General features: G+C 68.1%; 25 protein-coding genes and 1 pseudogene. 12 read left to right on the plus strand and 14 right to left on the minus strand.

Features of this window, described 5'->3' with window-relative positions:
* Positions 1 to 151: 151 nt before the first annotated feature.
* The 5 genes from SLUN_RS02060 to SLUN_RS02080 form a co-directional block, all read right to left on the minus strand.
* Complete coding sequence (locus SLUN_RS02060; protein WP_159100154.1) at positions 152 to 550, minus strand: hypothetical protein; 399 nt, start codon at positions 548 to 550, stop codon at positions 152 to 154.
* A gap of 516 nt (positions 551 to 1,066) precedes the next feature.
* A complete protein-coding gene (locus SLUN_RS02065) occupies positions 1,067 to 2,167 on the minus strand; it encodes a M20 family metallopeptidase (RefSeq protein ID WP_108146893.1) in 1,101 nt (366 codons plus the stop codon).
* Positions 2,168 to 2,176: 9 nt separating this feature from the next.
* Positions 2,177 to 2,452, minus strand: a complete 276-nt coding sequence (locus SLUN_RS42265; protein WP_159100155.1) for a hypothetical protein — start codon at positions 2,450 to 2,452, stop codon at positions 2,177 to 2,179.
* A gap of 68 nt (positions 2,453 to 2,520) precedes the next feature.
* Positions 2,521 to 2,841, minus strand: coding sequence for a hypothetical protein (locus tag SLUN_RS02075; RefSeq protein ID WP_108146894.1), 321 nt, complete (start codon positions 2,839 to 2,841; stop codon positions 2,521 to 2,523).
* Positions 2,842 to 3,039: 198 nt separating this feature from the next.
* The gene (locus tag SLUN_RS02080; RefSeq protein ID WP_108146895.1) at positions 3,040 to 3,513 is read right to left on the minus strand and encodes a hypothetical protein; all 474 of its coding nucleotides are present in this window, start codon (positions 3,511 to 3,513) and stop codon (positions 3,040 to 3,042) included.
* Positions 3,514 to 3,764: 251 nt separating this feature from the next.
* Here SLUN_RS02080 and SLUN_RS02085 point away from each other — a divergent pair, with 251 nt between their 5' ends.
* Positions 3,765 to 4,181 carry a VOC family protein gene (locus SLUN_RS02085; protein ID WP_108146896.1) on the plus strand — a complete coding sequence of 139 codons (417 nt, stop codon included), beginning with the start codon at positions 3,765 to 3,767 and terminating at the stop codon, positions 4,179 to 4,181.
* Between the two features lie 47 nt (positions 4,182 to 4,228).
* Here SLUN_RS02085 and SLUN_RS40770 read toward each other — a convergent pair whose 3' ends face one another.
* The gene (locus tag SLUN_RS40770; RefSeq protein ID WP_257153631.1) at positions 4,229 to 4,462 is read right to left on the minus strand and encodes a galactose oxidase early set domain-containing protein; all 234 of its coding nucleotides are present in this window, start codon (positions 4,460 to 4,462) and stop codon (positions 4,229 to 4,231) included.
* A gap of 715 nt (positions 4,463 to 5,177) precedes the next feature.
* Here SLUN_RS40770 and SLUN_RS02095 point away from each other — a divergent pair.
* Positions 5,178 to 5,672, plus strand: a complete 495-nt coding sequence (locus SLUN_RS02095) for a GNAT family N-acetyltransferase (RefSeq protein WP_371413897.1) — start codon at positions 5,178 to 5,180, stop codon at positions 5,670 to 5,672.
* Between the two features lie 121 nt (positions 5,673 to 5,793).
* Positions 5,794 to 6,609 (plus strand): nucleotidyltransferase domain-containing protein, encoded by an 816-nt coding sequence (locus tag SLUN_RS02100; RefSeq protein ID WP_108146898.1) that lies wholly within the window; start codon positions 5,794 to 5,796, stop codon positions 6,607 to 6,609.
* 81 nt (positions 6,610 to 6,690) lie between these two features.
* On the opposite strand, the pseudogene SLUN_RS40775 reads toward SLUN_RS02100, so the two are convergent.
* Together SLUN_RS40775 and SLUN_RS02110 are read right to left on the minus strand one after the other, a co-directional pair.
* A pseudogene (locus SLUN_RS40775) lies at positions 6,691 to 6,819 on the minus strand (Ada metal-binding domain-containing protein); the annotation flags it as partial.
* A gap of 70 nt (positions 6,820 to 6,889) precedes the next feature.
* Positions 6,890 to 7,225 carry a hypothetical protein gene (locus SLUN_RS02110; protein ID WP_108146899.1) on the minus strand — a complete coding sequence of 112 codons (336 nt, stop codon included), beginning with the start codon at positions 7,223 to 7,225 and terminating at the stop codon, positions 6,890 to 6,892.
* 518 nt (positions 7,226 to 7,743) lie between these two features.
* Between SLUN_RS02110 and SLUN_RS02115 the strand changes: the two genes are divergently transcribed.
* A complete protein-coding gene (locus SLUN_RS02115) occupies positions 7,744 to 8,478 on the plus strand; it encodes a TetR/AcrR family transcriptional regulator (RefSeq protein ID WP_108146900.1) in 735 nt (244 codons plus the stop codon).
* 319 nt (positions 8,479 to 8,797) lie between these two features.
* Positions 8,798 to 9,124 carry a PepSY domain-containing protein gene (locus SLUN_RS02120; protein WP_108146901.1) on the plus strand — a complete coding sequence of 109 codons (327 nt, stop codon included), beginning with the start codon at positions 8,798 to 8,800 and terminating at the stop codon, positions 9,122 to 9,124.
* Positions 9,125 to 9,140: 16 nt separating this feature from the next.
* Here the strand turns inward: SLUN_RS02120 and SLUN_RS02125 are convergent, their stop codons facing one another.
* The gene (locus SLUN_RS02125; protein WP_257153632.1) at positions 9,141 to 10,115 is read right to left on the minus strand and encodes a serine protease; all 975 of its coding nucleotides are present in this window, start codon (positions 10,113 to 10,115) and stop codon (positions 9,141 to 9,143) included.
* A gap of 161 nt (positions 10,116 to 10,276) precedes the next feature.
* Between SLUN_RS02125 and SLUN_RS02130 the strand changes: the two genes are divergently transcribed.
* Positions 10,277 to 10,549 carry a hypothetical protein gene (locus SLUN_RS02130; RefSeq protein WP_108146903.1) on the plus strand — a complete coding sequence of 91 codons (273 nt, stop codon included), beginning with the start codon at positions 10,277 to 10,279 and terminating at the stop codon, positions 10,547 to 10,549.
* A 65-nt stretch (positions 10,550 to 10,614) separates the two neighbouring features.
* Here the strand turns inward: SLUN_RS02130 and SLUN_RS02135 are convergent, their stop codons facing one another.
* The 4 genes from SLUN_RS02135 to SLUN_RS02150 form a co-directional block, all read right to left on the minus strand.
* Positions 10,615 to 11,151, minus strand: coding sequence for a nuclear transport factor 2 family protein (locus SLUN_RS02135; RefSeq protein ID WP_108146904.1), 537 nt, complete (start codon positions 11,149 to 11,151; stop codon positions 10,615 to 10,617).
* Positions 11,148 to 11,984 carry a class I SAM-dependent methyltransferase gene (locus SLUN_RS02140; RefSeq protein ID WP_108146905.1) on the minus strand — a complete coding sequence of 279 codons (837 nt, stop codon included), beginning with the start codon at positions 11,982 to 11,984 and terminating at the stop codon, positions 11,148 to 11,150. Before SLUN_RS02140 ends, SLUN_RS02135 begins: the two co-directional genes overlap by 4 nt.
* On the minus strand, positions 11,981 to 12,247 hold the full coding sequence (locus SLUN_RS02145) for a hypothetical protein (protein ID WP_159100156.1): 267 nt from the start codon (positions 12,245 to 12,247) through the stop codon (positions 11,981 to 11,983). Before SLUN_RS02145 ends, SLUN_RS02140 begins: the two co-directional genes overlap by 4 nt.
* A 133-nt stretch (positions 12,248 to 12,380) precedes the next feature.
* The gene (locus SLUN_RS02150) at positions 12,381 to 12,992 is read right to left on the minus strand and encodes a MepB family protein (RefSeq protein WP_254710047.1); all 612 of its coding nucleotides are present in this window, start codon (positions 12,990 to 12,992) and stop codon (positions 12,381 to 12,383) included.
* 301 nt (positions 12,993 to 13,293) lie between these two features.
* Between SLUN_RS02150 and SLUN_RS02155 the strand changes: the two genes are divergently transcribed.
* From SLUN_RS02155 to SLUN_RS02185, 6 genes are all read left to right on the plus strand, one after another.
* Positions 13,294 to 13,911 carry a peptidylprolyl isomerase gene (locus SLUN_RS02155; protein ID WP_257153633.1) on the plus strand — a complete coding sequence of 206 codons (618 nt, stop codon included), beginning with the start codon at positions 13,294 to 13,296 and terminating at the stop codon, positions 13,909 to 13,911.
* Between the two features lie 254 nt (positions 13,912 to 14,165).
* Positions 14,166 to 15,044 (plus strand): SDR family oxidoreductase, encoded by an 879-nt coding sequence (locus SLUN_RS02160; RefSeq protein WP_159100157.1) that lies wholly within the window; start codon positions 14,166 to 14,168, stop codon positions 15,042 to 15,044.
* Positions 15,041 to 16,264, plus strand: a complete 1,224-nt coding sequence (locus tag SLUN_RS02165) for a 3-oxoacyl-ACP synthase III family protein (protein WP_108146909.1) — start codon at positions 15,041 to 15,043, stop codon at positions 16,262 to 16,264. Before SLUN_RS02160 ends, SLUN_RS02165 begins: the two co-directional genes overlap by 4 nt.
* Before the next feature lie 292 nt (positions 16,265 to 16,556).
* The gene (locus SLUN_RS02170; protein WP_108146910.1) at positions 16,557 to 17,081 is read left to right on the plus strand and encodes a flavodoxin domain-containing protein; all 525 of its coding nucleotides are present in this window, start codon (positions 16,557 to 16,559) and stop codon (positions 17,079 to 17,081) included.
* A gap of 450 nt (positions 17,082 to 17,531) precedes the next feature.
* Positions 17,532 to 18,185 (plus strand): DUF4389 domain-containing protein, encoded by a 654-nt coding sequence (locus tag SLUN_RS02180; protein ID WP_108146912.1) that lies wholly within the window; start codon positions 17,532 to 17,534, stop codon positions 18,183 to 18,185.
* A gap of 55 nt (positions 18,186 to 18,240) precedes the next feature.
* A complete protein-coding gene (locus tag SLUN_RS02185) occupies positions 18,241 to 19,119 on the plus strand; it encodes a universal stress protein (protein ID WP_108146913.1) in 879 nt (292 codons plus the stop codon).
* 53 nt (positions 19,120 to 19,172) lie between these two features.
* Here the strand turns inward: SLUN_RS02185 and SLUN_RS02190 are convergent, their stop codons facing one another.
* Positions 19,173 to 19,637, minus strand: coding sequence for a cyclic nucleotide-binding domain-containing protein (locus SLUN_RS02190; protein WP_108146914.1), 465 nt, complete (start codon positions 19,635 to 19,637; stop codon positions 19,173 to 19,175).
* Positions 19,638 to 19,751 lie beyond the last annotated feature (114 nt).

Raw genomic sequence — 19,751 nt, forward strand, 5'->3', positions numbered from 1 at the left:
GAAACAGCACTCGCGGCTTCCTGAGATGCCTCGTCCGCCAACACTACGGCTGTATCACCAGCGCGGAACCGGTCCAGTAGCTCCCGTACATGGCGGAGCGCTGCCGCGGGATCGACTTCCCCTGGCTCGGCATGCGAGTCCGGCACAGCCTTCAATCCTCCATGTGCCAGATACCGAAGGGCAGTTCATCGCCGAAGTTCCACAACATGCTGTCAGGTCCGGTCAGCATCTGCTCCAGTTCAGGTATCCAGTCGCGCAGCGCCTGATGTGTCGAAGGGCGCCACGACCACAAGAAGTCGATCATGTCGTCCGGGATCATCTCCAACTTCTGCTCGTCCCCTCCACCCCCACCGAAGCGTTCCATGAAGCGCTCGTGGGCCTGTGTTTCTCCGGTCTGCTGGAACCAGACCACGGCGTTCAAGGTGAGCATCTGCCCGATGTACTCGATGAGCGCGAGCAGATTCTGGGGAGAGGGCTCCTTGCCCACGGCGAACAGGACACCGTGGTAGAAGTCGGGGAACAGCGGGGCGATGTCCCGCGGCTCGCGCATGTGCGACGGCGCGGCTGAGCGAACCCCAGGCCTCCCATCCGGGGCCTGCTCGGGCAACGCGCTCTGCCTCGTCCTGCGAACAGAGCCCACGACGAACCAGGCCACCCCTATGAGAACGAGCACCAGGAAAAACGTCATCATCCCTCCCCCTGCGGCGACCGCTGCCTCACCACTATGGGGCACAACCACTCCACTCTGTGAGCAAGTTCACACAAATGGCTTCCGGCATCGAATCCGGTACGTTCCGGTGGTTTCCCCACCACAGGGAGAATCTCGTTCTTGTTACTGGTAGTCGGTGACGCGGTCGCCGCGCACGTCGCCCAGCGCGACCCGCCGCCCAACGGAAGCGTCTACAGACACCTTGGCTGGACCCCTTTCGGTGTCGCGAGGCGATGGCTTCGGTCACCCCTGACTGGCCACTCCTGCTCTGGATTGGGCGGGCTGTCGGGCGGCCCCTTCCGTGTGGCGGCAGGTCAGCTCGCCTCGGCGCGTTCGGCCTGGGCTTCTTGACTTCTCCTATGTGTTTCGAATCGCGTTCACCAGTCCAGCAACAAGGTTCGCCCGCTCGGCCATGACTTCGATCACCAGGTACTCGTGGTCGGCGTGGGCACCTCCCCCGACTGCTCCAAGGCCATCAAGTGTTGGCACCCCCAGTGCGGCCGTGAAGTTGCCGTCGCTTCCGCCGCCGACCGCCTTGCCTTCGAGGTCAGGAAGCAGCTGCTTTGCCACCGCAAAGAGCTCGGCCGACGCCGACTCGGGCATCGGGGGTCGGCTGATAGCTCCTTGAACCGCGATCTTCGCCTCATCGAGATGCGGAGCCAGTGCTGCGAACGCAGATTCAATTCGTTCTTTCTCGCCGGCCGACTCGACCCGGACGTCGACGATGACGGTCGCCTCTGCGGGAACGACATTGTCCAGGGTTCCTGCGGACGCGACGGTCGGGGTAACAGTCGTGCCAATGTCGGGTCGTCCAAGCGCTGCGATATCCAGTACCTGGTGTGATGCTTCGATCAGGGCGTTGACCCCGGCTGCGGGCTCAAGGCCTGCGTGCGACGCCCGGCCCGCGACAGAGACTTGGAACGTGCCGCAGCCTTTACGGCCGGTCTTCAGGGCTCCGCCATCAGCGGCGCCCTCGAGCACAAGTACAGCGCCGCAGGCCAGGGCTCGTTCTTCGATGAGAGATCGAGAGGAGCGGGAGCCAACCTCCTCGTCGGCGGTCACCAGGATCTCGACGCCTGACCGGTCATCGAGCGTCGCCAGGCCATGAACGGCCTGTACCAAACCGCCAAGCATGTCAAAGACCCCGGGGCCGGTTGCATGCCCGTCTTCGACCGTGAACGGGCGGCGTTCAAGGGTGCCGAGCGGAAACACCGTGTCATGGTGACCGAGGATCAGTACATGGGGATCGCCACCAGCTGACCAGTGGACGTGCGGCCCGGCTTCGCTCTCAACGAGGATGGCCTGCCCGCCAAGGCGGCTCTCGATGACAGCGGCGACAGCTTTGGCCGATGCCATCAAGGCGTCGAGATCGCGCGATGGAGACTCGATTTCGACGAGTGTCCTGAGGTCTTCAATCATCGCGTCAACATTCACATCGACGGTCTTGTGCATCGTCATGGTACAAGGCTACTGAAGTGGAAAGTGTGATGTCGGTTGGCCGTCCATGATGAGGTCGGTGCCGGCGAGGTTGTCGATGTCGCGCTTGACGAGCGGGCCGCGCTCGCCCAGTGGAAGCAGCCCATGTGCTGTGGATGGGCCTTCCAACGCGCCGTTGGAAACCTCGGCGACGAAAGTGCGGTAGGGCTCGGGCAGCTCGACGCCGTGTGCGGTTTCCCAACCGCCGATAGGGCGAACGTCGCTCGCGATACGCCGGTCTCCTCGGCGAGAGCTGTCACGGTCCACGGACGCGCGGGTCGGTCGTGGGTCAGTCGCAGCCCCCTACCCGCGACGGGGTCGCTGAGCGCTCTGGTTCAGCCGCCGTTGACAGAGACCGAGCGAGCGGCACGTCCGCCGGCGAATGCCCCTGCACCCAGCCGAGCCACCTGGACACGCGCGGCCATGGGCTTCCAACGGCGGAGGGCGGTACGGCCACAGCTGCGCAGCTGCGACGGGCAAACCCGGGCACGCTGACCACCACTGGTGATGAGGGCATTCACCGGGGACATCGGATCCGCACCCATCGACTTCGCCACCAGGACGCCGACCATCAGCGGGAGCAGGGTCACGGCAAGGGCGGTGCCCGTGGTGGTGACACGGTGCATACGGGGGCGGCGGGGTGCGTGCGGATTCATGGCTCCATTCGAGCACCGCCCGCGGCGCAGGAAATCGGACGACGTACTCAGTCCCTACGTCTTCACGTACTCAAATGCAGGCATGAGGCAGCCCACGATGCAATCGCGGCCCCGCAAAGGTGAGGACGTGCCCAGCCGTCCACGTCCTCGACCGCGGAACGCTCTCTGCAAGCAACGGGCACCGCAGGGGACGTGACTTTACGGCTTGCCGGGGCAGTCGGCCTCGGTCCAGGTCGCCACGAGGTCACGGCAGATGACGGTGAGAGTGCCCTTCCTGAACGCGATCTCGTGGCTGCATCCGTCCTGGTGGGGCAGGACCTCGTCGAGGATCACGGTCCCGAGGTTCTCCCAGTCGTCGTCCTCGGGGCTTCCGGCAATGAAGCTGGATACGCCTGTGTAGCGGATGACCAGGTCTTCGTCGTGCTTCCAGCAGTTGTGCCGGAACTGGATCTCGATCTGCGGATTATCAGCGCCGACACCCCGGATGTGCTGGAGTTCCAGGTCCTTCACACACCGCTTGCCGGAGAAGCCGTAGTGGTCCGGGTCAGTGGCGAAGTCCCGGGCTCCGGCCGGCAGACCGTCAGCCAACGAGGGCAGACGCTCGAGGTAACGAGTGGGGTCCAAGACGCCTGACAGGCCGCCGACCTGCGCATCGAGATTGATGTACTCCATCACCCTTCGTTCCTGCTCGTGGCTTCCTGCTGGCCGACGAATCGTCGCACGACACTCCATGGTCACCCGCCAGGTCCCGAGCCCTTGAGGCGCGCCCGGCCGCCCACGCGAACCGCTCCCGCGCCTCGATGAGATCGCAAACAGGGCTCATAGCGGCACACCACTCGCGGCATGGCGGCGCAGAAACCTGCCCAGAGGGCCGCCCGGGACTACTGTGTGATCCTGACAAACCATCACGAAAGGATCATGCTGTGGCCTCTCGACTCAACCCGTACGTCAGTTTCGCCGGTGACGCCAAGCAAGCCATGGAGTTCTACGAGGGCGTCTTCGGAGGCACCCTGACGGTCAACACCTTCGGCGACTTCGGCTCCGAGGCGCCGCCCGGATACGCCGACAAGATCATGCACGGCCAGTTGGAGACCCCGAGCGGCTTCACACTCATGGGCGCCGACAACCCTCCCGGCACGGAACACAAGCCCGGCAACAACTTCGCCGTGAGCCTGAGCGGCGACGACGCCGACGAGCTGCGCGGCTACTGGGAGAAGCTGTCCGCCGGGGGCAATGTGTCGGTCCCGCTGGAGAAGCAGATGTGGGGCGACGTATTCGGCATGTGTACGGACAAGTTCGGGATCGGCTGGATGGTCAACATCACTGAGGCCGGGGCCTGACGCTCCCCGGCATTGCCCCCAGGGGGAAGCCACTCGGGCAGCGGGCCTCAGCCCAGGTTGAGCATCTTGGCCTTACTGGGCACCCCTTGGGCGTTCAGCGCGAAGAGGAAGTACGTGCCTGGCAGTGCCGCGCCCCGGTCGGCCGGCACCGTGACCTCGTACGTCTCCGTGCCTGTCAGGCGGAACGTGAGCGGCACGCGGCGCTGGTCATTGTCGGTGGAGTGGGTCGTGGCGCCCGCCCGGACGAGCGCGAACGAGGTGACCACCGAGTCGGTGGTCACCTCAAGCTTCGCCCTGTTGGCCGCGCGGGCCGGGGACGCCGCCGCTGATCACGGGCCGGGTCTTCTCGGTACCGTCGCTCCCCCACCAGCGCTCTGCCACGGAGCCGATGACCGCACCGACGCATGGGGCCGGGGCCGCCACGGTATGACGACGGGGAAGCACGTGTGCCCCTGCAGCAGCCAGTAGCGGAGCTTCAGCTCGGCCGTGGCCAACTTGCCGTCCAGCAGCAGGGGCGCCAACACGTTGCGCTCGCGGATAGAGAGGGCACCGGACCGGTCCGCGGATGGGTAACTGGAACGGAGACCCGACCCGCCTGAACCGCGGTCCTCGCTGTGTACGGGACCGGCGGCGGGCCGCTCGCAGCGGCCGGGTCCACCGAGGCCGCCCACAGAGCAACGCTCAGACCACCCTGCCGGGCCCCTTGGCGAATCGACTGCCGCACCACACCGGCACGGACCCCGCGCGGCCACCCCTGTGAGGCGCACCTACTCGGCCAGCCCGTCGGACTGTCCGACCACCGGTGCTCGAGTGGTCCGTCCGGGCTCTGCGTGTCCGGGTGCGGCGACAGTGGGCCGGTCGCGAGGGGGCGTGGGACGGGCTTGGTCAGCGTCAGGTGGGAACGTTGCCGGATATGATCGGTTGGTGAACGCCGCCGTCATACTGCAGGCGGGCGCGACGCCGTCCGCTCCCGCTCTGGTCCTTCGACCCTGGTGCGTGGTGGACGTTGCCGCACTGGTTGAGGTGTCCGCGGATCCCGCTTTGCGCCAATGGACAAGCTCTCCCGTGGAGAACGATGCTGACGGGGCGCGGTGGGTGCAGGCCCAGCAGCGGGGTTGGGCGGCAGGAGACAGGTTCGGCTTCGCAGTCCTTGAAGCACAACCCGAGTCAACTCACGGGCAGTTGGTCGGCAACGTGGTCCTCAAGGAAATCACGTCCGGCAAACCGTCAGCCGAGGTGGGCTACTGGACCGCGGCGCACGCTCGCGGGCGGGGTGTGGCCCCCCGCGCTCTGGAGGTTCTCACCGGCTGGGCCTTCGACACCTTCGCGGCCGACGGGCTGGAACGTCTCGAACTCCTTCATCAGGAGGACAACCTGGCATCGTGCCGCGTTGCGCAGAAGAGCGGCTACGACTTCGACAGAGTCCTGCCCGCAGCACCGCCCTCCTTCCCTCTCGATGGCCATCTGCACATACGACGCACGGATGCCTGAGAACAGCGCGAAAGCCGGTGCCTCCCGCCGTGCGAGAGACCTCACCGATCTTTCATCCCGAGGGCTGCGGGCGAGCGAAAAACGGTCGCAGAGGCCGGCCCGGTTCTGCAGACTCTGGGTTGTGGATCGCTTGGTGGAGATCGCGAATCGACTGACCGACGTCAGCGGAGTTGTCGGGGTGTGCCTGGGAGGCAGCCGGGCGAGGGGAACGCACCGTCCGGACTCCGACTTTGACCTGGGCCTGTACTACCGGCCGCCGTTGGATACCGCCACCCTGCGTCTGCTCGCGGCCGAGCTGACCGGCGGATCAGTTGAGGTAACTGAGCCGGGCGGGTGGGGAACGTGGGTGGACGGCGGCGCCTGGCTGACCGTCGACGGCCACCGCGTGGACTGGATCTACCGCGACCTGGACCGGGTACACCGCATCTGGCAGGAGTGCCAGGCGGGGCATTACGAGGTGGGAACCCAGGCCGGCCACCCACTGGGGGTGTACTCCCACGCCTATGTCGGCGAGGTAGCCCTTGCGCGCATCCTCGCCGACCCCAGCGGTGAGCTGCGGGGCTTGCAGCAGGAAACTCACAGCTATCCGAAGCCGCTGCGCGAAGCGCTCATCGCCCATGCACAATGGGAGGTCCCGTTCACCTTGTCCATTGCCCGCAAGGGCATGGCCGACGGTGACGCCTTCTATATCGCCGGCAGCCTCTTCCGTGCGGTTGGGCTTCTCGTGCAGGCCCTCCACGCTCACGCCGGGAGCTGGGTGCTGAACGAAAAAGGGGCAGTCCAGGCCGCTGGAGAACTTCCGGCCGCTCCCCTGGATTTCGCCGCGCGGGCCCACGGGCTGTTTTCCGTGCCAGGCACTGCCCCGGACGCACTCGCGGCTGCGCTTGATGCCGCCGACGGGCTGGCCGCCGAGGTATGCGGACAGCTGGCGTCCTGACGGGAACCAGGGTGCAGCCGTGCCGCTCTGGCTCGTTTCGGGCACCGCCGGCTTTGTCAGAAGAAGCAGCAGCGTTTGTCGGCTGGTGTCGGGCCGGCAGCGCTTGCAGGCCCGGAATCCGGCCTGCTGAGTGGCGGCGGCGCTCGGGTGGAAGGTCATGTTCTCCATGGGAGCCGCGGGTGGCATCGGCATCGGGTGCTCCGACGGACACGGGCGGTTCCGGCCGTCCGTTGGGCACGATGTAGCTCGAATTGTGGAACCCGAGATCGCGCCGCGTCCCCTACCGCGTGGACGGGGAGACCACGACCACGGGGCGCCCTTGGTACACCCGCCTGCTGAGCTGCTTCTCCAGGCCCCGGCCCAGCATGTTGAGGGGCCACCGGAAGCGCACGTCGAACTGCTGCTGATGGATGTGGTGGATGACGCAGATGTCGGCTGTCCACCGCGGGGTGAACAGGGGCGAGAAGAAGGGGATGCCGTTCTGGAAGTCGATCACCGCGTCGTACGCGTGCCGGTGACGCATCAGATGGCGTGCCGCAGCCGGCATCCCGGCCGGCTCGCCGTGCGGGAGACGGAAGCCGGACCTGCCGGAGCGGGCCGACGTCAGGTACGCCATCAGGACTCGCCTCCGTCAGGCCTGTGCTCGGACCCGCACCTGGAACGTCGGGGCCACACGTACCGATTCGCTGGACAGCCGCCCCCGCCGTCGGCGTCACCTGTGCGACGACCGCGGGTGGTGCGGGAGGAGGCCGCGCGAGCGCGCCGGCGCCTCGGGGCTCCACCCGGCCGGCGCGCGGCTGCACGGCGCACGCCGGCGGAGAACGCGAGCCCGTCCGAGGCACGCCGAGCGGGATGAGCACCTCGGCGGCCCGCGGCTCCGCGGCCTGCGGCCTGCCGCACAGGGCAGGGACGCCCGGGACCGGCAAGGGGTCAGTCGGTTGCCCGCCGCAGCGGGTGGGGGACGGAAGGTGTCCGAGACCGGCTCACCTGAACGGAGATCATCGTCATCCTCTTCCGGAGATTGCTCGCGCTCTCCAACGCATCCGGTTTACAATGTATACATACACCTTCATCCGATTCCTCCCTTCAGTCAAGAGGAGACGGGGGCGGCCCGCTCCAGTCTGGAGAACGGACATGGCGAAGAACCACAAGGACGCCGAGCAGGGACGGAGCGCGAGCGTGCGCCGCATCCGGCACCAGGGCCGCAACGGTCGGCTCAGCCGGGAACGCGTGCTGGCCACCGCCCTCGAACTGGTCGACCGCGAGGGCCTCTCGGCGATGAGCATGCGCAGGGTGGGGGCCGAGCTCGGCGTCGAGGCGATGACCCTCTACCGGTACGCGTCGAGCAAGGACGCGATGCTGGACGGCCTGGTCGAAGCCCTCTATCTGGAACTGGACGTAGCGCTGGCAGCCGACCCGCTCGGCGCGGAACCCGACTGGCGGGCCGAACTGCACCGGGTCGCCCGGGCGACCCACCAGGTGGCCATGGCGCACCCGCATGTGGTTCCCCTGCTGGCGACCCGCATGCTGGCCGTACCTCTGGCCCGCCGGCCACTCGCGGTACTCAAGGACCACGAGCGCGTACTTGTCCTCCTCGAACAGGCGGGACTGGACGAGAGCACCGCTTCCATGGTCTGCCGGGCGATCACTGCCTGGATTCTCGGCTACGCGTTCGTGGAGTTGCAGGCCATGGTCGACAACTCCGAGGAGACCGAGCCCGCGTTCCGGCTCGGCCTGCACCGCATGCCCGTCCAGGAACTTCCCCGGCTGCGGAAGACCGCCCCGGCCATCGCCGAACACGGCGGCCCGGAGGGGCTGGCGGCCGGCCTGGACGCACTCCTCGACCGCTTCGCACCGAACGCCCGCTGATCCAGCCTGCGGTTCCGGCCCCGAAGGTGCGAACCGGGGTCAGCGGCCGCCCCGCCGTACGGGCGACATGACAGCGGGCTCGTTGCGCTGAGGTTGACCGGACGGCTGCGAACGTCCGCGCACAGAGGCGCACGGACCCTTGCTCCAAGGTCGCACCGGCGATCGACAGGTCACCTACAGCTCGCCGACAGCCCCACCCAGCCGACCATGCGTTCAGGTTCGTTCAGCCTCTGTTCAGCGGACGTGTCGCACGATGAAGCCGCAGGACCGGCCGCGCGCAGCGTACGGCGCACGGGGGTCTTCGGCGAGAGGATTCGGCATGAAGCGCAGAGGCAAGTGGATCGTCGGGGCCGCGCTCTCGGTCGCCCTTGTCGGTGGTGGCACCGGAATCGCCGTAGCCACGAGCGGCGGGGACGACAGCGAGAGGCCCATCACGGGACCCGCGCTCGAGAAGGCGAGCGCCGCCGCCCTCGCACACACGGGCGGCGGCAAGGTCACCGAGACCGAGGCCGGCGACGAGGACGGCTACTACGAGGTTGAGGTCACCCTCGACAACCACAAGCAGGCCGACGTACACCTCGACAAGGACTTCAAGGTCATCGGCAGCAAGGCGGACAGCGGAGACAAGCCCAACGGCAAGGACTGACGTCGGCGGGACCAGCTCAGTCGGTCCGCACCGCGGCCACCGCCTCCGCATACGCGCCGCCCTCGCCCGCCCCCGCGCGGGCCGCGTCGACCCTGCGTGCTGGGCCGAGCAGGTTACGGCCCATGGCCCAGCGCCCGACGCGGCCCGGGGGCGAGCTCGCGTCGCCCTCGCCCTCGTGCCAGGTCGGCGTTGGTGGTCGACCCCCGACTGTGCGCCGATCACCGAACCCGCGGACGTGCCGGCCCAGCGGCGCAGTGCGACGGTGGCGTTCGGCGTCGTCCGGACGCAAGCCGGTGATGGAGACGTGGTGATTGGCACCGGGCACGTTGAAGACGCAGGAGTCGTGGGTGCCGTTGCCCAGGCGGAAGGGTTGTGCGACCGCCACGTCGTTCTCGCCGTCGACGAACATCAGCGAGCTGCCGCGGTGGCGTACCCAGCGGTCGATGTCCGCCATCGCAGCGGCCAGGAAACGCAGAGGGATGTCCCGCGGCACGTAGGAGCGGATCTCCTGAATGCCCGGATAGCGCAGCAATCCGTCAAGGTACGGGGTGACGAACTGTGCGTACCCGAGTTGGGTTCCCAGTTGGTAGAAGTACGGCGTGAAGGCTTCGAGGGTCTGGTCGGTGTAGACGGGAAGCCGGGTCACCTTGGCGACCCATGCGTAGAGCACGTCGTCAGTCGCCGCGGCCGTGGGTATGGATGCGCAGCCGCCCGTCGGCTGATGCATCCAGAACATCATCGGCAGCCGCAGCACGGCGAGCTCGAAGGCGCGGTCCACGCTGCCGATGGTCCGGAAGGTGTTTCTCTCGCCCTCGGCCCACCGGCCGTACCGTTCCGTCATCGCCTCGCGCCGAATCAGTGCCTCACGCTGAAGGGACTTGACTGCGGCGCGGCACTCGGCGGTACCGATCTGCTCGAGGCGGGCGTCGTATGCGCTGTCGTCCCGGTCGTCCGTGTTGTTGGGGGCGGAGTATGCGACCGTACCGGCCACGTCTGGGGACGAACCCCTGATCGCGGATGTCCGTCAAAGCGGATCAAGCCCAGTCAGCGGATGGACGTCCGGGGCGGGACCCGGGGCTCGCTGACGGGATTTGGTCCGCAGTTCACCGACCGGTCGCTCGTGACGATCGGTCGACCCTTAGATTTCGGGGCGTGGACATACCCGTCGCGCTCCGCTGGGCACTCCTCGCCCTGGCCGTGCTCCAGCTCTTCTCCGTCATCTCCGCCCTGCGCCGGATGCGCCGGCCCGAACCGGAACCGCGCGCCGAAGCCCGGCTGGACCTATTCGACGCCCTCAGCGGCATGGTGGTCCTTGCCGGCTTCGGGCTCGGCAACATGAATGCTGCCCTCTGCGGCCTGGCCCTTACGGGCTTGGTCCTCGCGCTGAAGGCGATCCGGTCACTCCGTACCCGTCGTCGGGCCTGACCCTCAGCGGCCGCGTGCGCAACTGCTGGACGCATACCGGGACCGGACCGAGTGCGGATTGCGGGTCAGTTGCCCTTGTCCGTCAGATGGTTGAGGGGGCCGTCGGTCAAGGTGGCCCGTTGGTCTGTCACGACCGGAAGCCGCCGACGTGCCTCGGGTTCTAGCAGCCCCGTCTGGGCGAGGACCGAGGCTTGGTCCCAGTAGATGTGCTCGCTCGAGATCAGGGCTCCGTCGAAAGACACAATGGCGATGACTGCGATCCTGACGGGACGCCCGGTTGGCGCTACCGATGGAAGGATCCAGGGCACGTGGATGTCGTGGGTGAAGGAGACAAGCATTTCGTCGACGATGCGGTCGTGTCCCATGGTGCGGGTCAGAGGCGTGATCGTGAAGTCCTGTGGGTTGCGGCCCACGAACCAGCGCCGGTAGAAGTCGCGAACTGCCGTACGGCCACGGGCACCCATCGCCGTGGGCACATGGAGCACCACAGGGGAGTCGGTCATCGTGGCCATCGTCGTATCGACATCGAGCGTGGCGAACTCGCTGCTGGTGTGGAGTTCCCAGACGCGCTCCAGCTCCGAAGGGTCAGCGGGGGTGTTCATGGTGAGGCCTCCTCCGGCTTCCAGCCCCAAGCAGTGATCATCCCCGGTGAGAGCGCGGCACAGTCGGGCGAGTCCAGATACCTGATCGCTGCGTCGACCGCCGCCTCGTCCGCCAGACGGGTGGCCACGATCGACTCCCTCGCGCGGTCCCATGTCCCTGCCCAGAAGCGGCTGATGGGGCTGCCCGGCAGCAGGGGAGGCACATGGATCTCCGCCGCCACGGACTCAAGACCCGCAGCCCGCAGCAGCTGCGGGTAATCCGGCACCCATGAGACGTCGGTCCCGATGGTGTCCTTCAGCCCCTGCCACATGGCCCGCATCACCTGCGTGTACGGGGTCGTGGGGGCCGTCGCGGTGGTCAGGTCGATCGCGTCACCGAGGACCAGCACACCGCCGGGGGCGACGAGGGTGCTCAGCTTGGTGACCATCCGCTGCCAGGAACGCAGGTGCATGAGGACGAACCGGGCGTGGACGAGCTGGAACTGACCGGGGCCGAAGTCCGGGGCGGTGATGTCCGCCTCCAGAGCGGTGAGCCCGGGCGTGGGGCGGGCGGTGAGGTAGCGTACGTCGCGGTCGACGGCGAGCACGGCGGCGACGCCCCCCTGGCTCAGGAGGCGGCGGGCGACCGTGCCCGTTCCCGCGCCCAGGTCCAGGCAGTGCCATCCCGGGCCGGCGCCCAGCTTTGTCAGCCGCGTCAGGGTGGCGTCGTCGTAGGTGAGAGCTCCGAGATCGATACGGTCGTCCTCACCTGCCTGCTCCGGCCTGAACACCGCCTCGCCGTAGTGGCCGTCGCGAGGGGTGTAACCGCCTTCGCCTCCCCTTGACTTGCTCATGTTCCTGCCGGGGCGGCAGCGAAGGTGGCGTTGAGCCCGTCGCCAATCCGCTGGTGGCCGGACAGCGAACAAATCCAGGCGTCCTCGACGGCCGGTGCCATTGGCCGGCTCGAAAAGCGACAGTGGGTCCACGCTCGCCAGAAACCCCCTGCGGCGCTTGTCCGGTGCCTTTGCGCGGCGCTGTCCTCGGCGTCGCGACGGTTGATGAGCATCATCGCCCGCTCAGAGGGCATCTGGACCACCGGGCCGTCGAACAGCTTCATGGCAGGGACCTCTTCACCGACCGCGGGCAGCATCGAGCGGCTCGCTTCCCGGGCCGTCGCGCCACCGATCCTCCACCGGGCGGCGCCCGCACGGCCGAGGCGCGCCGTGCATGGGGCCAACCGGATGCGAGCATCACATGTCTGACCGAGGGGGGCGCGCGGAACATATCGGGCCGCAGGCGTGATAGAGCGCGCGGGCGCGGGCAATGTCGATGGGCCCGTCTTCAGGCAGCTGCAGGAAGTGGTTCAACTGCCACGTCTGTGTGGTGCGGGCTTGCCGGTTGGTGGTCGTCACCCATGGCGGATAGACGCGGAAGCCCCGTTTGCCGCCAGAACCGTTCGTCGACACAATGCCCCGTTCGCAGAGCACGTCCCGCGGAAACACGAACTGACCGAACCGTTGGCCCTCACGCGTGCTGATGACGAACAGATCAACGGGATCTTCAGCGTCGAAGGGCTCGATCGGCCCGGCCGTAGATCTCTTCCACACCGTGACGAACTGACCAACCTTCGTGGGGGTTGTCCTGGCCACGCGGAACCTGACCGAGAGGCCATCCAGCGTGAACGCGTATGCCCCGTACTCGGCGCTCTCCGCTTCAGGCGCCGGACGTGAGGCCGTGAACCCACTCAGGTCGTACACCAGCGACTTCGCCACCAACAGGTCACTGGGGATCCCGCCCTCGCGAGGCCAAAACCCAGGATCCCGGGCGTCGAGCTCCGAAGGGGCTTCACGTTCCATTGCCATGCGTGCATCCTGCCATCGCCAGCTCGAACACACGATTGCCTTCGGGCGGCCACGAGCCGCGCAAGGTGACGTGTCACCGTGGATGTCCGCAGCGCCGAGGTGATGACCTCGGCAGTGATCCGTGCGTCGATCTGCTTGTAGGCCGCGGCCTGCGGGGGCGATCGCCTGCGCCGCCCGGTTTGACTGCTCCCTCGATCGGAGGACCTGCACGGCGTTTCTCCCCGGAGCAGCGCAGGGCACCGATATCAAGATCCAGTCCCTGCTCTTGGATTGGAACCCCATGCTTTCGAACGCTCCGCGCGTGGCTGCTGGCGCCGCACTCGTCGCTGGACTCGTCACCGGGCCCACCGGGCCGGCTTCGGCTGTCCCCACGTGCGGCTACACGCCCGCCGGGCAGGCGGCCAGGGACGTGGGGACGCCGCCCACCGATGTCTCAGCTCTCAAGCCGTACGCCGCCATGCTCAACACCAGCCAGGGCATCGTCGCCTTCAACGCCGCAACCGAGAAGGCGCCGTGCACCACGAACTCCTTCGCGCACCTGGCCGGCAGGAAGTACTTCGACGGGACCAAGTGTCACCGGATCACCACCGATGGGATCTTCGTCCTGCAATGCGGAGATCCAACAGGCACCGGCTCCGGCGGGCCGGGCTACCAGTTCAAGGACGAGAACCTGACAGGCGCCACCTACCCGGCGGGCACTGTCGCCATGGCCAACGCTGGGCCTGGCACCAACGGAAGCCAGTTCTTCCTCGTGTACAAGGACACCCAGCTGCCTGCGAACTACACCCCGTTCGGCGACATCACCCGGGGGATGGACGTACTGGGCACGATCGCAGAGCACGGCACCAAGGACGGCCAGAGCGACGGAGCACCCAAGCAAGACGTGACCCTCAACTCCGTCCGGACCACAACGCGGTAAATCCGATGCATTCACACGGCCGCCACGAGCAGCGGCCGCCGGTGCAAGCGCAGCGGCCCTTACCGGCGTCGCCCGATCCCATCGGCCACGGCCGCGTGACTGGTGGTCGGTCAGACGGATGGCTGCCGACAGGCCCACAACCACGCACCGACCTGATCGTTGATCACCGGGTGCGGGTCGCGTGCAGGGCGTCGTTCTGATCGATCGAAGGGGGCGTGATGGCGTCGACCGGTACCTCAACGGATCGTCGGACAGTGCGCAGCGTAGGGGTCACAGGCGCCTCCGGGGGCATCGGTTCGGCCACAGCGCTGATGTTGGCCGCCTGCGGCTGGGATGTGATCGGCACGGCTCGCAGCCAGGAGAAGGCGGACGCGCTGACCGTTGTCGCGGCTGCGCAGGGGCGCCGGTTGCGGACGGTTGTGCTGGATGTCGCCGAGCCGGCCTCCTGCCGGGAGGCGATGGCACGGGTGGAAGAGATGACGGGTGGCGGTGCATGGGCCGTGGTGAACAACGCCGGCGTGCCGCAGGCCGGTGCCCTGCAGGACGTGAGCGATGAACAGGCGCGTCATCTGCTGGAGGTGAACCTGCTGGGTGCCATGCGGATCTGCCGGCTCGCGCTGCCGGGGATGCGGCGTCGTGGCGAGGGCCGCATCGTGAACGTGTCATCCGGTCTGGGGCGGGTGCCCTGGCCGATGGGCGGCTGGTACAGCGCGAGCAAGCACGCACTGAGTGCGCTGACGCACTGCCTGCGCGTTGAAATGGCCCATGCCGGGGTGAAGGTCGCTCTGGTGGAGCCGGGGGCGTTCGCCACCGCGATGCTGGACCGGGCAGTGGTCGACCTCGCCGGAACCGATCCCAGCGGCGGGGCCGGATACGACCGCATGCGCGACCTGTTCACCGCCGTCAACCGCCGTGTCCCAGGCCCGGAACCGGTCGCCCGGGCCATCACCAGGTCCCTGTCCTCCCGCCGCCCCAGAGCGCGTTACACCGTCGGCCTCGACGCCCGCCTCCTCGTACCGCTCCATGCAATGTCACCACTGTGGCTCACCGACAGGGTCAAGCACAGGGTCAGCGGTCTGCCCCGCACCATGCCCGGCCCCGGCCGGTCCGGGCCCGGTCAGGAGACGGCATGAGTGTCCACAGCCGTATCGCGCAGGTAGCCGTCCACCTGCCCCCCGGCCGGCAGACGGCGCAGGCCATCGAGGACCGCCTGCGCCGGCACAGTCCCGGTGTACGCGTCCCGGCCCGGCTGCTTACGCGGCTGTACGGACTACAGGAACGCATCGTCGCCGACGACGGCGACCTGCCATCGGACCTCGCCTCCCGCGCCGTCCTCCAGGCACTGCGGCAGGCCGAACTGGAACCGGGCGACATCGACCTGCTGCTGTTCGCCGCGGTAAGCGCCGACGTCCAAGAACCCGCGAACGCCCACATCGTCGCATCGAAGACCGGCCTCACCTGCCCTGTCTTCGACGTCTCCAACGCCTGCAACAGCGTCCTGAACGCCCTCGAAGTCGCCGACGCCTTCATCCGCTGCGGCGCCTACGGGCGCGTACTCGTGGCCTGCGGAGAGACCCTCAGCCGGCTCAGCCGCTGGACACTGACCGGCCCGGACGAACTGCGCACCGCCCTCGCCTCCCTGACCGGCGGAGACATGGGCGCGGCCCTGCTCATCGAAGCATCCCCCGAGCCCGGAATCATCGCCACAACCAGCATGGCGAACTCCGCGGGCTGGCCCGCCGCCACCCTCTTCAACCCCTACCACGCCCCCGGCCTGCCGAAAGGACTGCACATCGACTCCGACCGGCTGCTGGCCTCGTTCCTCGGCCTCGACACCCAGGCCAAACAGTGGCTGAAATCCCAGCACAGCGACCCGAACACACTCGGACTACTCTGCGTCCACCAGCCCTCGGTCCCGTTCGTCCACGAATTCTGCGCACGCCTCGGCGTCCCATCCGACACCGTCGTCCCCACCTTCCACCGCACCGGCAACATGGGAGCCGCCACCCTCCCCCTCCAACTCGCCCTCGCCACCGAACAAGGCCGCCTCCGACCCGGCACCAACGCGGCACTCTTCGGCCTCGCCAGCGGCGCAAGCGCCGGAGTCATACTCATCAACTGGACAACCCCCAGACCTCACCCCCACCAGACCACACCAACCCGCCACGCAACCCCAGCCGACACGAACGGCGGCAACAGCAGGGCGAACCGCCCCAACGGGGCCGAGCAGCATCCGTGCGGCGAGGGCGGCGCAGGCGGACGCAGGGGCCGCCAGGTCCCCGATACGGGACCTTCGGCCCCCTCACGCACCCGGACAGCCCCTGGGGCCGGCCCGTCGGAGGCCGGACGCTGAATCCGACGGGCCAAGAGGAGGGCACGAGACGACCGGCGCCGAGCGGCAGATGGGAGGTCGCCCAGCTGCTCGGCGAGCACCGGATCGGCGGGCTGCCGGTGATCGACGATGACAAGGTCATTCGGAGTGATCTCCGAGACCGCCCGGCGCTGCGGATGACCAGTCAGGTGGACGGGGTCGTCGCCGTCGTCGACAACCTCACGCACCGCCGGACTCTCTTCCGCAACCGTCGGAACGGACATTTCACGGTGTCACCCAGGCGTGGCTCCGCAGGCTGTGAGAGGTGACTGACATGACGACGCGCGTCCTCGTCGCGTACGGCACGAAGAGCGGCTCCACCGCCGGCATAGCCTCGACCATCGCCGAGGCTCTGAGCGAGCAGGGCCTCCAGGCCGAGGCGCGCCCGGCCGCAGAGGTCATCGAACCGGCGGTGTACGACGCGGTGGTGCTCGGCGGCGCACTGTACGCCGGCCGCTGGCACCGGGACGCGGTGCGCTTCGCCCGCCGCCACCGGCGCGACCTCGCCGACCGCCCGGTGTGGCTCTTCAGCAGCGGCCCGCTGGACGCATCGGCCGGCGAACGGGACATCCCACCTGTACGGGGCGCGGCCCGTACGGCGGAACTGCTCGACGCACGCGGACACATCACCTTCGGCGGGTGTCTGCTCGAAGGCGCCCGGGGCAGGATCGCCCGGATGATCATCAAACAGGGACGCGGCGGCGATTTCCGGGACACCGGGCAAATCCGGTCCTGGGCTCAGGGTGTCGCCTCGGAACTCAAGGAACTACAGGTGGAAAGGGGATCCGAAGGCCGCTGAAGGCGATGTCCGGGAACTCCTTCCGACTCGGGGCGACGATGGGGGCGTCTCCTCGCCCTCCGAAGCTGCGATCGCACTGGCGTCGTCGAGCGTCGCCATGCTCACCCCGAACTGGAGGAACGTCCAAGCGCCGACCACGCGGAGTGACGCCGAGACGATCAGGTGGTCCCGGCCGAAGCACCCCCTCCTTTGGACCGGCCGGCCTTGCGGCGCTCCTGCGCCCGCCCCACGCTGGACAGGGCAGAGACCGATCGCGAAAGGACGTGGTCACCATGGCTGGTGACGAAGTCCATGGCACCCCCCGCCATGTGCAGGAGCACGGTCGCGGCGGCTTCGGAAGGCGCGTGGCAGCACGCCGTGTACAGCTCGCGCGCACCCGGGAGCTCCGTAGGACGGGCCGCCCGGCCTGTCCATGACGTCAACTGCCATTGCACGAAGGAGTGAAAGGTCATGACGACGACTCCGGCGGTATACCGGCCGGTCAGCGTGGAGGCGGTGCTCGATGCGCCGTTGTCGCGCTGGCTCTGGCTGGTGAAGTGGATCCTGGTCATCCCGCACTACATCGTGCTGTTCTTCCTGTGGATCGCCTTCGTTCTGGTCAGCGTGATCGCGTTCTTCGCGATCCTGTTCACCGAGCGTTATCCGAGGCCGCTGTTCGACTTCAACGCCGGGGTCCTGCGCTGGTCCTGGCGCGTCTCCTACTACGCGTATGGCGCGCTGGCCACCGATCGCTATCCGCCGTTCAGCCTCGGCGAGGAGCCCGGCTATCCGGCGCGGCTCGACATCGCCTATCCGGAGCGGCTCTCCCGCGGCCTGGTGCTGGTGAAGTGGTGGCTGCTCGCCATCCCGCACTACATCGTGCTCGCGTTCTTCATGGGCGGCTTCCGCAGCGGCTGGTGGGGCGGCGGGCTGATCGCCGTGTTCACCATCGTCGCGGCCGTCGTCGTCGCCTTCCGGGAGAAGTACCCGAGCGACCTCTTCGACCTGATCATGGGGCTGAACCGATGGGTGCTGCGGGTTGTCGCGTACGCGGCCCTGATGACGGACGAATACCCGCCGTTCCGGCTGGACATGGGCGGCTCGGAGCCCGACGGCCGACATTGACGCGGACTCTCGGGAGTCCCCTTCGGGCACGAACCGAGCGCGAGAGGTCGCCCTTATGACCAGCAACGTCACGGTCGGTCTCGACGGCTCACCGGAAAGCCTCGCCGCCGCCGAGTGGGCTGCCCGCGAGGCCCTACTGCGCGGGGTACCGCTGCGCCTCGTACACGCGCAGGAACGGCCACAGGATCTGGACCCGGCCTCCTCTCCCGAAGGCGTGCAGCACAGCCAGGCCGAAGGGATGCTGAATGAGGCCGCCGACGGACTGCGGCAACGCCATCCACACCTGGAGATCACCACCCAGCAGCTTTCAGGACTGCCACCCGACACGCTGTCGATCGCCGCGAAAGAGGCGGACCTGCTGGTACTCGGTTCCCGTGGCCTGGGCAGGTTCGCTGGCTTCCTCCTCGGTTCCGTCGGCCTGGCCACGCTGCGCGCCACCGAACGCCCGGTCGTGGTGGTACGGGCACCGAGCGGGCGAGAGGACGTTCCCCCGTCCGATTCCCCGGCAGCCGGCGCGCCGGGCCCCTACCTCGACGTGGTAGTCGGGGTCGACCTCCAGCAGGCGTGCGACGCTGTCATTTCCTTCGCCTTCGATGCTGCTGCCAGACGTGCCTGCACCCTCCGGGTGGTGCACGGCTGGACACCCCCACTGGTCTACACCCGCCTCGCAGCTGTGGAGTCCGGCGAGCAGTACGCGCAGGCGCTCAGCGACATGCTGATCCCGTGGCGGCAGAAGTTTCCCTCGGTGCACATTGTCGAAGACGCCGTGTTCGGGGCGGCCGCACAGCAGTTGGTCTGGGCCTCTGCCGATGCCGAACTGGTGGTCGTCGGCCGGCGTATCCAGCAGGCGCCGCACTCCGGCCACATCGGCCCGGTCACCCACGCGGTGCTGCACCACTCCACCGCACCGGTCGCCGTGGTCGCACACGACTGAACGAACGAGCCGCCAAACCGCCCGCTCCCCCTGCCACCCCCTTCCGGCCTCGCTCACTCCGCGGTCAGCGTGGTTCCGCTGCCGTGCGGTGCGTACTGATCGAGGAGGCGGATCCGCGTGATCTGCAGCCGGTGGGCGACCACCTCAAGGACTCTTCGCGTCAGGGCCAGTCCGAGCGCAGGATCCTCATTGCACAGGGCCCGCACCGCCGCGGCGTCGAACTCGTGGGCCCGGACAAAGGTGAAGGCCTCGGCACCCAGGCGCCAGATGTACGGCGGAACCAGCCACGACCATCCCAGCAGGTCGCCGTGCCCGAGCGTCTCGACCGTCGCTGCGCGTTGTCCGTGTGCCTGCAGGTCGAGGTTGACCGAGCCTGTACGGATGATCCAGAACTGATCGGCTCGTCCGCCGTCCTCAAAGATCCGTGTGCCTGCGGGGAAGGTCACGTCGTGTGAGAACGACATCAGGTGGTCACGCCCGTCCTTCGGAAGCACATTGAGCAGTGTCGTGGTGGTCATGGCGGTCCTCCCGAGTGCGCTCCGCCGCCCGCGCGCCTGCCGCGCGGCGGCTGCTTCATGTACCTCTCAGGATGCGCGTCCCGCGCGGCTACGGGCAGGGGTCGTTCGGCACGG

The sequence above is a fragment of the Streptomyces lunaelactis genome (genome assembly GCF_003054555.1).
GTDB classification, from domain to species: Bacteria; Actinomycetota; Actinomycetes; order Streptomycetales; family Streptomycetaceae; genus Streptomyces; species Streptomyces lunaelactis.